12 protein-coding genes are annotated in these 14,887 nt (G+C 42.1%); 6 read left to right on the top strand and 6 right to left on the bottom strand.

Annotated features, from left to right (window positions below; genetic code table 11):
* Window positions 1–444: 444 nt before the first annotated feature.
* Complete coding sequence (locus ACVHUV_RS08905; protein WP_462086793.1) at window positions 445–1,959, top strand: Na+/H+ antiporter NhaC family protein; 1,515 nt, start codon at window positions 445–447, stop codon at window positions 1,957–1,959.
* Between the two features lie 117 nt (window positions 1,960–2,076).
* Here ACVHUV_RS08905 and ACVHUV_RS08900 read toward each other — a convergent pair whose 3' ends face one another.
* From ACVHUV_RS08900 to ACVHUV_RS08885, 4 genes are all read right to left on the bottom strand, one after another.
* Window positions 2,077–2,646 carry a cupin domain-containing protein gene (locus tag ACVHUV_RS08900; RefSeq protein ID WP_462086792.1) on the bottom strand — a complete coding sequence of 190 codons (570 nt, stop codon included), beginning with the start codon at window positions 2,644–2,646 and terminating at the stop codon, window positions 2,077–2,079.
* A gap of 150 nt (window positions 2,647–2,796) precedes the next feature.
* Window positions 2,797–3,384: a hypothetical protein gene (locus tag ACVHUV_RS08895; RefSeq protein ID WP_462086791.1), complete on the bottom strand. Its 588-nt coding sequence runs from the start codon at window positions 3,382–3,384 to the stop codon at window positions 2,797–2,799.
* Between the two features lie 221 nt (window positions 3,385–3,605).
* Window positions 3,606–4,265, bottom strand: coding sequence for a hypothetical protein (locus ACVHUV_RS08890; protein ID WP_317943856.1), 660 nt, complete (start codon window positions 4,263–4,265; stop codon window positions 3,606–3,608).
* Window positions 4,266–4,303: 38 nt separating this feature from the next.
* Window positions 4,304–5,776 (bottom strand): BCCT family transporter, encoded by a 1,473-nt coding sequence (locus tag ACVHUV_RS08885; RefSeq protein ID WP_462086790.1) that lies wholly within the window; start codon window positions 5,774–5,776, stop codon window positions 4,304–4,306.
* Window positions 5,777–6,076: 300 nt separating this feature from the next.
* On the opposite strand from ACVHUV_RS08885, the gene ACVHUV_RS08880 reads away from it, so the two are divergent.
* The 5 genes from ACVHUV_RS08880 to ACVHUV_RS08860 are packed head-to-tail and all read left to right on the top strand — an operon-like array spanning window position 6,077 to window position 12,985.
* The gene (locus tag ACVHUV_RS08880; protein WP_462086789.1) at window positions 6,077–7,402 is read left to right on the top strand and encodes a helix-turn-helix domain-containing protein; all 1,326 of its coding nucleotides are present in this window, start codon (window positions 6,077–6,079) and stop codon (window positions 7,400–7,402) included.
* Window positions 7,403–7,405: 3 nt separating this feature from the next.
* Window positions 7,406–8,668 (top strand): Zn-dependent hydrolase, encoded by a 1,263-nt coding sequence (locus ACVHUV_RS08875; RefSeq protein ID WP_462086788.1) that lies wholly within the window; start codon window positions 7,406–7,408, stop codon window positions 8,666–8,668.
* 20 nt (window positions 8,669–8,688) lie between these two features.
* The gene (locus tag ACVHUV_RS08870) at window positions 8,689–10,134 is read left to right on the top strand and encodes a M20 family metallopeptidase (RefSeq protein WP_462086787.1); all 1,446 of its coding nucleotides are present in this window, start codon (window positions 8,689–8,691) and stop codon (window positions 10,132–10,134) included.
* 9 nt (window positions 10,135–10,143) lie between these two features.
* On the top strand, window positions 10,144–11,661 hold the full coding sequence (locus ACVHUV_RS08865) for an AbgT family transporter (RefSeq protein ID WP_462086786.1): 1,518 nt from the start codon (window positions 10,144–10,146) through the stop codon (window positions 11,659–11,661).
* 43 nt (window positions 11,662–11,704) lie between these two features.
* Window positions 11,705–12,985 carry an amidohydrolase gene (locus ACVHUV_RS08860; RefSeq protein ID WP_462086785.1) on the top strand — a complete coding sequence of 427 codons (1,281 nt, stop codon included), beginning with the start codon at window positions 11,705–11,707 and terminating at the stop codon, window positions 12,983–12,985.
* Between the two features lie 159 nt (window positions 12,986–13,144).
* Here ACVHUV_RS08860 and ACVHUV_RS08855 read toward each other — a convergent pair whose 3' ends face one another.
* Together ACVHUV_RS08855 and ACVHUV_RS08850 are read right to left on the bottom strand one after the other, a co-directional pair.
* Window positions 13,145–13,669 (bottom strand): CueP family metal-binding protein, encoded by a 525-nt coding sequence (locus tag ACVHUV_RS08855; protein ID WP_462086784.1) that lies wholly within the window; start codon window positions 13,667–13,669, stop codon window positions 13,145–13,147.
* A gap of 893 nt (window positions 13,670–14,562) precedes the next feature.
* Window positions 14,563–14,829 (bottom strand): hypothetical protein, encoded by a 267-nt coding sequence (locus ACVHUV_RS08850; protein WP_317943842.1) that lies wholly within the window; start codon window positions 14,827–14,829, stop codon window positions 14,563–14,565.
* Window positions 14,830–14,887: the final 58 nt, after the last annotated feature.

The following is a 14,887-nucleotide window of genomic DNA, read 5'->3' as shown; positions in this document are numbered from 1 at the left end:
TAGTTAAATCTATCCTTTAAAGCCGATTTGTAAATTGAGCTATTACATGAACAAGAATAACATAAAAAAGCTATTGGAATATTTCTGAAATAGAAGAAGAGTTCAACCACAAATACTTTAGTTACATCCCTTATAGCTATCTACATCTTGGACAGGACTTTGATAAGAATACGAAATATTTCTACATTTGTTATGAATAGTAGGGAACATACATAGGACTGAATCTTTTTAATATGATAGCCATCTTGACAATAGAAACGCGTACTATTATTTATGTATAGTTTCTTTTTAACTCAAGGAAAAATTCACAATATAGTGTTAAACATTATGCATTATTGATAATTCAACAACGCATGTAAATTCGAATTCTCTTTTTTATATTGTATATAAAATGATATTATTGTATAGTTATGCAATAAATCACCTTAGAAAGGAATGGACTGTATGGAACATATGGGACTGTTATCGTTAATTCCCCCAATTATTGCGGTCATTTTAGCGATCGTTACGAAAAATGTACTGATTTCGTTATTTTCCGGCGTGTTTGCCGGTGTGCTTATTCTTGTTGGCGGGAATCCGCTGTCAGCTACGACTGGCGTCATTGGAGAATACTTATTTCCCCAACTGACGGATAGTTATAATGCAGCGGTACTTGTATTGCTGTTCTTCATCGGAGGCTTTGTTGCTTTGATGGAGAAATCTGGGGGCGGAGCGGCCCTTGCTGCAGCATCCATGAAATTTATTAAAACACGAGCAAATGCGCAATTAGCAGCTTGGTTCGGTGGCATACTCATATTCTTCTCTGACTTAGGTACGCCGCTTATTGTTGGACCTGTATTTGAAAAAATCTTTGATAAGGTGAAAATTTCGAGGGAGAAACTTGCTTGGATTATTGATTCCACAGCCTCACCAGTAGCTGTTCTAATACCGTTTATCGGGTGGGGCGTCTATATTATGGGATTAATTCGCGCGGAGTTTGATAAGTTGAATATTGCTGATTCAGAATTCAGTACACTTATCCAAGTTATCCCTTTTCAATTTTATGCGATTTTAACAGTTTTGCTTGTGCCGTTAATTGCCATTACGAAATTGGATTTTGGTCCGATGGCTAAAGCGGAAAAACGTGTACGTCAAACTGGCCAGTTGTATTGGCCAGAGTCCAAACCGTTGCGAAAAGCCGAAGAAATGAAGGACTATACGACGGGAAGCCGTACAATTCTCATATGGCTTCCGCTTCTCGTTTTATTTGCAACGTTGTTTGGATTGCTCGTGTCGAAAGGTTTTCCGGTAACGCCTGTTCCAGGAAGCGAATTCCGTGTGGCGTTAAGTACGGCTTACTTGTTTGCGGCGATTACAATTGTTGTTTTAATGATTGTGTATAAAGTGAAGAAATTCAATGAGATCTTTGATATTTATACAGGCGGCATGCAAAAGATGGTGTATGTGGCGACGACACTTGTTCTTGCGTGGTCACTTGGTAAAGTCATTGGTGAGATGGGGACTGCTGCTTTCATTGTGGAAATCATGAAAGGGAATGTACCTGCATTTATTATCCCGGCCATTCTCTTCATTGTCGGTGCAGTTATGGCGCTTGCTTCTGGTACGTCTTGGGGTACATTTGCAATTATGTTGCCGATTGCAATTCCGATGGCGATTTCGTTGGACGCGCATATACTCGTCTGTATCGGTGCAGTTTTATCCGGAGGAATTTTTGGAGATCATTGCTCACCAATCTCTGATACGACCATTCTTTCTTCAACTGGAGCAGGCGCGGATCATCTGGATCATGTGAAAACGCAATTCCCTTATGCATTGTTGAATGCCTCTATTGCGCTTGTTGGGTTCATTGTTGCTGGTTTGACAGGAAGTGCCTATACACTACTCTTGGCAATACTTCTACTTGTCGTAACGACTCTCGTCTTATCGCGACGGAAACAAACACAGGTTATTTCAGCATAGCTACAAGATTACAAGGTGGACAAATTGAGTGAACAGAGAAAAATGCCTGATTGGAGTGATCCTTCAGGCATTTTTACTATTTAAGCTTTCTACAACGCAAATTTGGAATGGAGACACTTACTCGGATCCATATTCCGCTGCCATTGCTGCTGCTTTTGTCGGGTGAATAGTACCAAACGGGTGATTAGGAGGTGCATAAATCGAGTACAGCTTTAACGGAATACGTCCTGTATTCGTGAGGTTGTGCCATGCACCAGCAGGAATAAAGATTGCCGAGTCTTCCGCTACAGCAGCTTGAAAGTCTAGCCGGTCTTTTTGCTTCCCCATTTGTGTAATTCCTTCTCCTTGTTCAATGCGTATGAACTGGTCCACATCAGGATGTATTTCAAGTCCGATACTTTCTCCCGGTTGAAGGCTCATTAATGTCGCTTGTAAATAAGTTCCTGTCCATATGGCAGTACGGAAAGTATTGTTTTGTTTCGTCGCCTCATCAATGTTCAAGACAAATGGTTGCGGTCCATAATCTGTAGGAGCCGTTTGATACGGAAAATAATTGTGTTGAGAGGGATAGGCCTGCATCGCTCCATTAGGACAAGGTTGATAGGTTGGATTACCTGCTGAATGCTGCATTGAACCATTCCAATAATTGCGCGGTTGGTCCGGATAGCCGTACGGTGGATAATACATAGGACTCGCTCTTCCTTTCAAACTTTTCTTCTAGCATATGCGAATGTCTTTGAAACGTCCTTTAGTTATGGATTTATCGTTACGTTTCTGCTGTATTACCTTTCATCCGTACACCTAAAAGAAATCCCCTATCGATCGGTGTTGTTCGTTCTACATGCCTATCGGTCTTGTTTGATGGATTTTTAGTTGCTCCTCCAATAGAAGTATGAGCTTTTGCTTGACCGATTCCGTTGTCACAAGGCAGCTCACTTCTGAAAATTTCGTATGAATTAGTAACTCATAGCCTTCATTCAGTTCAGGTGAATAGCCATAATAGCGATGATGGTTATCGATTGGTATGGACTGGTAGGACTGCAACCGATTCCACGGGACAAAACGGTTACCACAAACAATTCCTTGTTTTAGAAAAGCGAATAGATTCCATAGTTTAGGCAAGTTCCACAATATTGGAGCGAACACGATAGCGGCAGGAAAATGACGTTTTAAGAGCAATGTTTCCACTACAATCCACGCAGTGATGAAAAAAATGACTAGGCCATTTCCCCATACAGCCATCTTTTGGTGAGAGAGGTCCGGCTTGCCAACCGTTTTATTCGGATGAACTCGAATGGAATTCCACTCAACTTCTGTCAATGGAAAAACAACCGTCTGTGTCATCTTAAAAAGAATACGAATGAATCGAATAGTTAAGAAAAGAAGTATGGATACCCATAAACCCGTAATAACTGTAATGTACATGAAATGCTTCCCCCTCTCCGATTTTCAGTATCGATCGATTATTCACCATGTATTTAAAGAAACACGCGCTAGCACTTTAACTGTAAACACCTTCCAGTTGAAAGTCAATCCACCCACGTAGAAACAAATCAGAAATTTCAATACACGAACGATGAGGGGAAGGCGGATGAAAAAAGCCAACCAGAACTTGTCTGATTGACTCGCTTTTACGTATGCATTCCTTACAATGGTACCCGGGCAAGTAAACTCCACGTCTTGCTGTTTATTAACTTTTCAATGGGTACTTCGATATCACCGCCTAAATAGGCTGTGTCACCTTTAATGGCAACGACCATCGCTTGTAAAACAGGGTCAGTATTGTTTTTCTGATAGACATCGCCAATTTTAGGCGTATACGTCTGACGTATATGCTGTTCTTGTCTCTTTGCCTGTTCGGCCGATTCATGGCTATCGGGTTGTGCCAAGTCAATGATCGTCGCCCCTTCTTCCAGCCTCGGTACCATGACCCAGTACTCACTATGTTTAATGCCGTTGGATTTATTACTGATAACACCATTTGCTTCAATAGAAGAAACGATTTCAATTGCATGAAGATGGTGATGATCCAAGGAGTCTGGTTTGGGATTAATGATTAAAATATAATCTCCCACACTCGCCTTTGCTTCTTTATGCAACGTATAGCGTTCATAATTAAATAGGAAACTATCCAAATGCTTTGGTTTGTACAATGTAATTTCTTTTGCAGTAACGATTTCCTGTTCCAAGTCTTCAAGGCGAATAAGGTGCACAGACTTTTTAAAGAACGGTTTGACGGAATACACTTTGTGCAACTTATTGTTGTAATAGACAAATTGTCCTTTTCGAACGTTTAATAAATTCACTAAAATCACACCTCTTGAGAATTTTTGTAGCTAAAGGCTTATTCTTTTTGCTGAATGATTTTGTAAAAAGAAACAACCATTAAAATAACGATAAGGGAAAGCGGCAATGCGGAAATGATAAGCATATTCTGGAAGCCTTTAATCCCACCGGAGTACATGACAATCGCCGCCATTGCAGCTAGCGTGAGACCCCAAACGATTTTGACGACGTTGGACGGATTCAATTGACCACCTGTACTGAACATACCAAGAACAAACGTTGCCGAATCGGCTGATGTGATAAAAAAGATTGCAATCACGAATACAGTGATGAAAGACAAGACCGTACCGAGCGGATAATGTTCGTACATACCGAATGTCACTGTTTCTGTGATTAATGAGGACAGCTGGGCAATCCCATTTTGCTCCAAGTATAATGCCGATCCACCGAATACTGCAAAGAAGATGAAGGTTACAAGTGTTGGAGCAAGCAAAACACCTGCAACAAACTCTTTAATTGTACGCCCTTTAGACACACGCGCGATGAACATTCCAACAAATGGCGCCCAGGAGATCCACCAAGCCCAGTAGAAAATCGTCCAATCGTTAATCCATTGACGTTTGTCGCCATTTAACGGTTGGAGCTCAAAACTCATTTCAATAAAATTACTCGCATACTTCCCGATCGATGTCGTAAACAGATTTAATATGTACATCGACGGTCCAACGATGAATAACAAAATGAGCAGGATGAACGCGACAACAATATTGACTGTACTTAAGTATTTGATGCCTCTGCCAATTCCAGACCATGCTGAGAGTATAAACAAAACCGTTGCTACTAAAAGAATGATGAGTTGGAACCAAAAGGTTTTCGGTGCATCAAATAAATAAGTCAATCCGCTGTTTATTTGCGCTGAACCAAATCCAAGTGTAGAAGCTACTCCGACAACCGTTGCGAAAATGGCAAGTGTATCCACTATATGACCGACAGAGCCTCTCATTATTTTTTTGCCGAATAACGGTTCCAATGTAGCACTAATTAATCCTGGCGCACCTACTCTGAATTTGAAGTACGCTAACACGAGCGCCACAATACTATATAGTCCCCAACCGTGAAGCCCCCAGTGAAACATGACATACTGAAGGGATTCAATAATTGCTTGGTCGGATCCCGGTGTTGCATTTGGTGAACTGATAAATGCATGGGAGATCGTTTCCGCTGTCGTAAAAAACATAAGGCCAATCCCCATACCTGCACTGAAAAGCATTGCAAACCATGCAAGTAAGCTAAAATCCGGTTCATCATTTTCTTTCCCTAACTTCACCTTACCAAATCGCGAGAACATCATGTAAAAACAGAAACTGATCATGGCGACAATAACAAAAATATAAAACCATCCAAAGTGATCATAAATAAATGCTGTTATTATCTTTGTTGAATCGTTTAATTGAGCGGGAGCAAGTGAACCCCATAAAACAATCGCTATACAAATAACGACTGCATACCAAAATACTCTAGTAATATGCAAAAAAACTTCTCCTTTCGACTTATTCTTCTTAAATGCAACGTCTTCATCTACTAATTAAAGCACGACAAGTTATCTAGTTAGCGTTTAAGTATTCCCCATTGAAAACAAGACTAAACTTTTTTCACTCTATTTTTTCGTTTACATAGCTAAAAACTTTACCATATCAACGTTTCTTAAGAACAATCTAATATTTCCAAAGAAAAACATATAGACAGTGAAAGCGCTTTATAGTAACGTATAAGGAAACTTAAAGGAATTTGTCCTTAAATCACACTTACTATCTGGAGAGGAGGTTACATATTGCTCGTTACCATTGGCGTTATTGGACCTGCTGAATCGGTTGAAAAGATTCAATACGTTGCAGAAGAGTTTCCACATGCAAAGTGCATTCCATTCATTTATGAAAAAGTGAGTGAACTACCTGCCCTTATTGAGCAAGGTCGTTCAATTGTCGATCAGTGGCTGTTTTCCGGGATGATGAATCATATGTACGCACTGCAACATGAACTGGTATCGGAAGAACAGTCGAATTACCCTTATTTACACGGTTCCAGCTTTTTTGTCAAACTACTTGAAATTCAAGAGAAAGAAGGAAGAATGATTCACTCTGTGAGCATTGATTACATTACGGATGAAGAAATGGAGAAAGTCGTCTCCTTTTATAATTTTGACCATCTCCGTTTTAGTACAATCCCTTCTTCTTTTAACGGGGACAGTAAGCAGATCGCTAGTTTGCATGAGAAAATGTATAAAGAAGGGAAAACGCAAGTAGCCATTACGGCGTTAAAAGATGTATTCGATCGCCTTCAAGCCGTCAACATCCCTGTGTACCGGCTCACTCCTTCGTACATTGCGATCAAGTTAGCACTTGAGCTACTTATTGAAAAAGCTCAGTCAAAACACTATGAAAACTTGCAAATGGCTGTTCTCGGCTGCCAAGTGTTGAACGCACATGAAAACATCGAACAATCCATTTTTGAATGGAAGCACCAAGATTTGCTCGTAAAAAAAGATTTGCTCACATTAACGCAAAATTTGAACGGATCGTTTGTTGAGAATGCTGATGGTCTTTATTCCATCTATACGACGAAAGGTGAGATTGACGAAGACATTGAAGCTTCATTACTGAACATGATTGAAACATTCAAATTGAATCAGCAATTGGATGTCGGTTTTACGATTGGTTACGGACAAACCGTTCTTGAAGCTGAACAACATGTGCGACATGGGCTCAATCAATTGCAAGCCGATGAAGAACCGTACATTTTAATTGTCAAAACAAAGAAAGACATTACGCAAAAAATCCATAGCGATTACGCCAATCAATTGAACACGACTGAAATGCGTGCCACGTTACAAGTCCGGTTCCAGTTGACGGACAGCAACGCCCGTGACGTTTTGCGATTAGCTTTTCATTGCCAACGCTATAACCGACAAGCATTTACCGCGGACGATGTGGCGCAATGGTTTTCGCAAACGAAACGGAATGCGCGGCGTATCTTATTGGAATTACAACAAGCCGGGGTCATTGAAATTCATGAACGAACGCAAACGACACAAAGAGGACGACCGAGCAATGTGTACCGCTTTTCGGACAAGGAACTCCTCTTCGGGAAGGAGGAGTAAGTGATGGAACAACTCACTAGTTGGATTGAAGAGAAGTTGCGACAAGTCAACCTCGTTAAAACGATGGACCAGCCTGAAGGGTTTTCCCGTCTCGGTTATTCGAAAGAAGAACAAGCCTCTCAGGAACAATTCCGGTCCATCGCGAAAGAGCTCGGCTTGCAAACGTTCCAAGATGCAGCAGGCAACCAATGGGCGGTATGGCAAGTTGACGAATCAGCGCGTTTTATTGCTACAGGCTCACATCTCGATACGGTTTACAACGGCGGCGGATACGATGGTGTAACAGGAGTCGTCGCTAGTCTTGCCGCGGTCAAACTACTAAAAGATGCTTGTTTTAAACCGACAAAGAACATTGCAGTGATTGCCTTTGCCTGTGAAGAGTCTGCGCGGTTCAATGTATCAACGATCGGTAGTAAAGCGATTGCCGGATTGTTAGATAAGGACAAACTTGCTTTGTTTGAGGACTCAAGTGGCATCACGTTAAAGAAAGCGCTTACAGATTGTGGATTGGATTGGGACACCGTTCATGAGGCTCGACTAGAAGATGAACAGCTTGAGCAATTTATCGAATTGCATATTGAACAAGCGACGCAACTTGAAAAGACAGGGACAGACATCGGGATTGTCCGAGCGATTGCCCAACCGACGAGACTTCGGATTACTACCATTGGCAAAACAAATCATACAGGTTCCACTCCGATGGACGAACGGCAAGATGCGCTCGTTGCAATCGCACCGCTTATCAGCTTCATCGAACAGGAAACGCTTGCGGTAAATCGACGAAATATTCCACTTGTCGCGACGGTGAGCACAATCCAAAATAGCCCAAATGCGATGAGCATGATCCCGGGGGAAGTCGTGTTAGGCGTCGATATTCGAAGTACAAGTGCTGCCGCAAAAAACGAACTGGTCCAAAAGATTAATCATTTCGTTAGGACCATCGAAGCAAAACGAGCGGTGACGGTCTCGATCAAAACACTCGTTGACGATGACCCGATTGAGTTGGACCCATCGATACATGCAACGCTTACCCAACTATGCAACGACATCGGATTGTCATCGATGGAATTAAATAGTGGTGCGGGACATGACGTGATGAATCTAGCAAAACGCTGGCCGTGCGGGTTACTTTTCATCCCTTGCCGTAACGGAGTGAGCCATCATCCGTCAGAACTTGCCGATAGTGACGATCTATTGAAAGGAACGAAAGTGCTTGCCGAATATTTAAAACGAGCAGCAAGCAATGAAGACCCATCATTAGACTGAAAACTAGGAGGAATTTTTACATGTATACATTCATCAAAGACTATATGGATAACAATGCAGACTACTTCAATGAGGTATCCGCTTATATTTTCCAGCATCCAGAAACAAGGTTTGAAGAATTTGAATCTGCAAAGTTTCTAGCAGAGCAATGTGAAAAACAAGGTTTTACGGTCGATCGTAACCTTGCCAATATCCCTACTGCGTTTAAAGCAACATACGGTTCAGGGAAGCCGGTCATTGCTTTCTTAGGTGAGTATGACGCTTTGCCCGAATTGAGCCAAACGCCAGGAACAGCTAAAAAGGAGCTTGTTGAAGAAACCCCTCATTTCGGACATGGATGCGGACATAATTTACTCGGTACAGGCGCATTTGCTGCAGCTTGTGCAACGAAAGCCTATTTGGAAGCGAACAACTTGCCAGGTACGGTCGTCTTTTACGGCTGCCCAGGTGAAGAAGGTGGATCGGGAAAAACGTTCATGGTGCGAGACGGTGCGTTTGAAGGCGTTGACGCCGCATTGACATGGCATCCGTCACCGGGTAATTCCATTATGAGCCGACCGACGCTAGCAAACTACCAAGTCGCTTTCCGTTTCAAAGGGATATCTGCACACGCAGCAAACTCCCCTCACCTTGGCCGAAGTGCGTTGGATGCGGTCGAATTAATGAACGTCGGTGTCAATTACTTACGTGAGCATATCATTCAAGATGCTCGTGTTCACTATGCCGTTACCGATACAGGCGGTCTATCCCCTGCAGTCGTGCAACCCCAAGCGGAAGTGCTGTACTTGATCCGTGCACCGAAAAACAATCAAGTCGAGGGCATCTATAAACGGATTTGCAAGATTGCTGAAGGCGCAGCACTTATGACTGAAACGAACGTGGAGATTGAATTCATTAAAGCGTGCTCCAACTATGTGCCAAATCGAAGTTTGGAACAAATCCTTCACAAAAACTTAAAAGAAGTCGGAGCTGGTGAAGTGTCCGCCGAAGAAGAGGCATACGCAAAACAGATTTGGGAGACATTCTCATCTGATGAGCAAGAATTTTACTTAGATGTTATGAGTGGATTCGGCTATATCGGAGACGGTAGTGAATTCAAAGGCAAGTATTTGAATGATCAAATTTCTGATTATGTCCCATCTGAGGAAATTTTCTATGGCTCGACAGACGTAGCGGATGTCAGCTGGGTGCTCCCTACTGCCCAACTTACGGCTGCAACAAGTACGCTTGGCACGGCACTTCATACATGGCAAATGACGGCCCAAGGGCTTTCAGATTTTGCGCATCGCGGCATGATCCGCGCTGCTTCTGCAATGGCTTTGACTGGTATTGATCTACTCACTTCAAGTGAAAAACTTGCACAAGTGAGAGAAGAACATGCTCAATTTGAGCACCAAAACCCATACAATCCGCCGATTCCGAAAGATGTCAGTCCATCTACGCTTGGCGGAAAAAGAATCTACTAAAGAGGTGAAATGATGAAAGAGAAGAAAGGTTTTTTCCAAAAGTTTTTGGACATTGTTGAGAAGATAGGGAATAAATTACCCGATCCATTCGCACTATTTGTCGGTTTAGCAGTATTAATGATTATTGTTTCTTGGATTTTCAGTTTGTTTAACGCTTCTGTTGTCCATCCAGGTAAAGGTGAAGTCCTACCGATTAAAAGCTTGATCTCTGCAGAAGGTTTGCAGTTCATCCTCACATCGATGCTCGATAACTTTACGGGCTTTGCGCCGCTTGGCCTTGTTGTCGTCATGATGCTTGGTGTTGGATTAGCTGAAAAAGTTGGGATGTTAGACTATGCTGTACGTAAAACAATTTTGAAATCCCCCCCTTTCCTACTGACATACACAGTTGTATTCGTTGGGATCATGGGGAACTTGGCGTCAGATGCTGCAGTCGTATTAATTCCACCACTTGCAGCACTTGTCTTCTATAAAGTCGGCCGTCATCCTTTAGCGGGTCTAGCTGCAGGATTTGCAGGAGCAGGTGCAGGTTTCACGGCAAACTTGTTCATTGCTGGAACAGATGCATTGCTTGCGGGTATTACGACAGAAGCTGCACGGATCATGGATGAAACATTCATCGTGTCACCCGTAGATAACTGGTTTTTCAATGTCGCGTCCGTTATCGTTTTAACAATTGTCGGGGGCTTGCTGACAACGAAATTCATTGAGCCACGTCTTGGTGTCTACAAAGGAGATGCTGTTGTAGACGAAGAGACGGAAGAACACCCGAAGGCGAAGAAGGCGTTCATATCAGCAGTTCTTGCAGGTCTTTTATATGTCATTCTAATTGTCGTAACGATTTACTTACCAAACAGCCCATTAACAAATGAAAACGGCGAATTACTTCCGAAATCTCCGTTCTTAAGCGGTATCATTCCGATTATCTTGTTCTTCTTCATTATTATCGGGGTAACTTACGGTATGGTTGTCGGCAAAATTAAGTCTAGTAAAGATATTAGCCACTACATGTCTGAATCCGTCAAAGACTTGTCTAGCTATATCGTACTCGTATTCGCAATCGCGCAATTCACTGCGTACTTCAACTGGTCGAACTTAGGAACATGGGTAGCTGTCAACGGTGCGGAATTCCTAGAAAGCGTCAACTTTACAGGAATGCCACTTATCATCGGGTATATTATTTTCACATCACTTATGAACTTCCTCATTACATCTGGTTCAGCAAAATGGGCTATTGAAGCACCAATTTTCGTACCGATGTTTATGGAGCTTGGGTATCATCCGGCATTCACGCAAGTTGCTTATCGTATTGCGGATTCATCTACAAATATCGTTACGCCGTTGTTCCCTTACATGGTCATTATTTTGGCGTTCATGCAGCGCTATGATAAGAAAGCTAGTATCGGAACGTATATGTCCTTAATGATTCCATATAGCCTTGTATTCTTAATTACATGGATGATTTTAATTCTTGTATTCTTCTATGCAGGCATTCCGTTCGGACCTGGTATTCCAGCACGTATGTAATCAATAATACAAACAACAATTCGTCATTTCAGGAGGCATTAGTATGCAACTAGAAGAACAAATGATTGACTGGAGACGTGATTTTCACCGATTTCCCGAGCAAGGTTTTCTAGAAATCCGTACGGCATCCATCGTAGCAAGCATTTTAGAACCGTTAGGGTTTGAATTACAGCTCGGTAAAGAAGTGATGAAAGAAGACGAATGCATGGGGAAACCTGATGCAGCAAAAACAAAAGCACATGTCGCTTGGGCAATTGAAAACGGTGCCGTTGAACGCTTCCTTCCTTATTTTGAGGAAGGGTACACAGGCATCGTTGCAACGCTCGATACAAAGCGCCCTGGTCCGACCGTTACGTTCCGGGTAGACATGGATGCACTGCCGATTTTAGAGGCAGATACAGCGGATCATACGCCTGCTTCATTCGGTTTCCGGTCAACTGCTGACGGATCGATGCATGCATGCGGGCACGATGCACACACGTCAATAGGTCTTGGACTCGCTACGCTACTTGCAGAAAAGCAAGAAGAGCTGAACGGTGTCATTAAGCTCATTTTCCAACCAGCAGAAGAAGGAACGCGAGGCGCAAAAGCAATGGCTCGTGCCGGAGTTGTAGACGACACAGATTACTTCATCGCCTCTCATATCGGTACGGGTGTGCCGCAACACCATTTTGTCGCTGCAAACAATGGCTTTTTAGCGACAACGAAGCTCAACATTTCGTTTACAGGGAAAGCTGCACACGCGGGCGGAGAACCGGAAGCCGGAAAAAACGCCTTGCTTGCCGCTGCTAGTGCTGCATTGAATATGCACGCCATCTGCCGACATTCAGGCGGTGACTCGCGCATTAACGTAGGTGAATTGCATGCTGGATCGGGACGAAACATCATCCCGAACCATGCCACACTTGTCGCCGAAACACGTGGTGAAACGAGTGACGTGAACAACTACATGAAAGAACAAGTCGAAAACATCGTGAAAGGCGCAGCCCAAATGTACGGCATTGACTATTCGATTGAAACGGCTGGCGAAGCGGTGAGCTGCAAATGCTCAGACGACTTGGCAAAACGCTTAGCCAACATTGCCAAGCAACATGCGTTCATCCATCAAGTGGATGTCACGAGTGAAGCGAACGCAGGATCAGAAGACGCAACGTACTTTTTGGAAGCGGTCCAACAACGTGGCGGCCAAGCGACGTATTGTATCTTCGGCACAGAGCTTGCTGCTGGCCATCATCACGAATGCTTCGACATTAACGAAGACGCCCTACTCCCCGCTGCTGAAATTTTATTTGCCGCTGCAAAGGAATTAAGCCGTACGGAGTGAGTTATTTAATTAAAAAGGATGTTCCAGAAAATTGATTTCAGGAACATCCTTTTTTATGTCCAAACACGGGTCTTAATGAGTAGTTTTTAAAAACTTATCGCTATACTCAACAATTGTTTGGCATATCAAATCTGTTACAAATGCAACTCTGTAACAGCATTAAGTCAGTTGCATTGTCGTAATACAAGTATTATCGCCTTCAAATGTTGAAATAGTAGATTCAACCGTTTTATCACCTTGTGTAATTTTCACTGACAAATTCTTATCGCGTGGCAACCACAAGTCAATAAATCCATTTTCTAGTGATGTCATCGTTTCATCTACTACTACATTGCCCTCTTCATCTTTAATGAGCACGCCAAATTCCTCTCCAACTAATTCCCCTTGGCACCCAGTTAAGCTGTGGATTGCACAAGAATGAGTCGTTTCAACAAAGGGAGCAATTGAAACAAAGAATTCATCACTCGGCAAGTCGAATGTCGTTTTTTGACCTTTGTCCGTGACAATGAGTTCATGTGAAGTAATAGACGCTGTTACATCGTCTGGGAAATTTCCTACGCTATATTCATGTACCTTTTCTTTAATATCTTCGACTTCGCTTTTATTCCCCGAATCTTCCTTACTACAAGCAACCAAGAGAAGACTTACTAGTAAACCGATTGCTAAAATCAATCTTTTTTTCATAATGCATTTCACTCCTGTTCGTTATATGTTTCATCGAAGGTGATCAAGTTCACATTCAAGTGAACAGCTAGTGTCTCTATTCTAGCACAGGCAATTTTAGGATTTCACTGTCGGATGATGAACGCAGTAGACAATGACATTATGTAAAAACATCACTGACTCGATCACGAAAGTTTAGCAATGTATATTTTTCGTATTTTATTGACCGTTAAAACGGATAAGAGGATTGAAAAAACAATTACAAGTAAACTCAAAAGACCAAGATATAGAGAATGCCCCACATGTAGTGGCGAATAGTTATAAAGTAAACTGAGGATGTAAAAATAAAGTATGGCAAATGCAATGTTGAACAGGTAATAGATAGACTTTCTAGCAAAATCCAAGTGTGCGATCCCCTTTCCGCGCTTTGTGTTGATGAACAAACTACCACTATATTTCCCCTGTTTTTATCCAATATCTACTACGTAAATTTCCAAATAGGGCTACCATAAATAGTGCTATGAGCATTAAAATCCATAACGATAACATACCGATTTCAGCAATGTCGTTCTTATGAATAGCCACAAAAATTAGGCAGCCAATCAGCATAATGTAGCAGAATACATTGGGCACAATCCAAATAACCCTTAATATTGTATTCTTCAAAACATCACCTTCAATGGTTATTTTTCTCTCTCCCATACGTCTGTTAACTCTCAACAAGTTATGATCATTTATCAATTTTACTTAATGTAGGCGTGTATCTACTAGTTAATACGATCACTTACGGCAGAAAGTTTCATATGAATTCTGAACTTTATCATCTTATTAATTTCCAGCAATCAACAAAAAAATAAAAGCATGTTTTGAAATGAAAATCAAAACATGCTTTTATTCAAGGGCGGCTGGCCCTATTATTCGTTTCCAACGATATTTAGACACCAAGTGAAGTTTTCCCAAGCGGAATTCCAGCCTGTGAAAATTTCCGTGGAGTCATCCCACCGGACTTCAAACTTCTTCTGTCCATCTACATCGACTAAATACAATTCGAGTGTCTTGTCCACTTTTGACACCGCAATTTTCATGCCGTGTTGAAGTTCCTCCTCTGTGAACGTTACATCTGAGACTGAACGCACTTGCGCTTGTTCAAATACTTGCTTGTTCATAATTCGATAATTCATAGTAACCTCCAGCAATCCGATTATTCGTTACTTCCGTACATCTACTCCGAGTAGAACT

Source organism: Sporosarcina saromensis (assembly GCF_054901285.1).
This window is presented reverse-complemented; position numbering and strand designations above follow the sequence as displayed.

Excerpts from the sequence above, each read along its gene's own strand:
- ACVHUV_RS08870 (WP_462086787.1), top strand. The coding sequence starts at position 8,689 with ATGTATACATTCATCAAAGACTATATGGATAACAATGCAGACTACTTC.
- ACVHUV_RS08875 (WP_462086788.1), top strand. The coding sequence starts at position 7,406 with ATGGAACAACTCACTAGTTGGATTGAAGAGAAGTTGCGACAAGTCAAC.
- ACVHUV_RS08905 (WP_462086793.1), top strand. The coding sequence starts at position 445 with ATGGAACATATGGGACTGTTATCGTTAATTCCCCCAATTATTGCGGTC.
- ACVHUV_RS08850 (WP_317943842.1), bottom strand. The coding sequence starts at position 14,829 with ATGAATTATCGAATTATGAACAAGCAAGTATTTGAACAAGCGCAAGTG.
- ACVHUV_RS08895 (WP_462086791.1), bottom strand. The coding sequence starts at position 3,384 with ATGTACATTACAGTTATTACGGGTTTATGGGTATCCATACTTCTTTTC.
- ACVHUV_RS08900 (WP_462086792.1), bottom strand. The coding sequence starts at position 2,646 with ATGTATTATCCACCGTACGGCTATCCGGACCAACCGCGCAATTATTGG.
- ACVHUV_RS08855 (WP_462086784.1), bottom strand. The coding sequence starts at position 13,669 with ATGAAAAAAAGATTGATTTTAGCAATCGGTTTACTAGTAAGTCTTCTC.
- ACVHUV_RS08860 (WP_462086785.1), top strand. The coding sequence starts at position 11,705 with ATGCAACTAGAAGAACAAATGATTGACTGGAGACGTGATTTTCACCGA.
- ACVHUV_RS08865 (WP_462086786.1), top strand. The coding sequence starts at position 10,144 with ATGATGAAAGAGAAGAAAGGTTTTTTCCAAAAGTTTTTGGACATTGTT.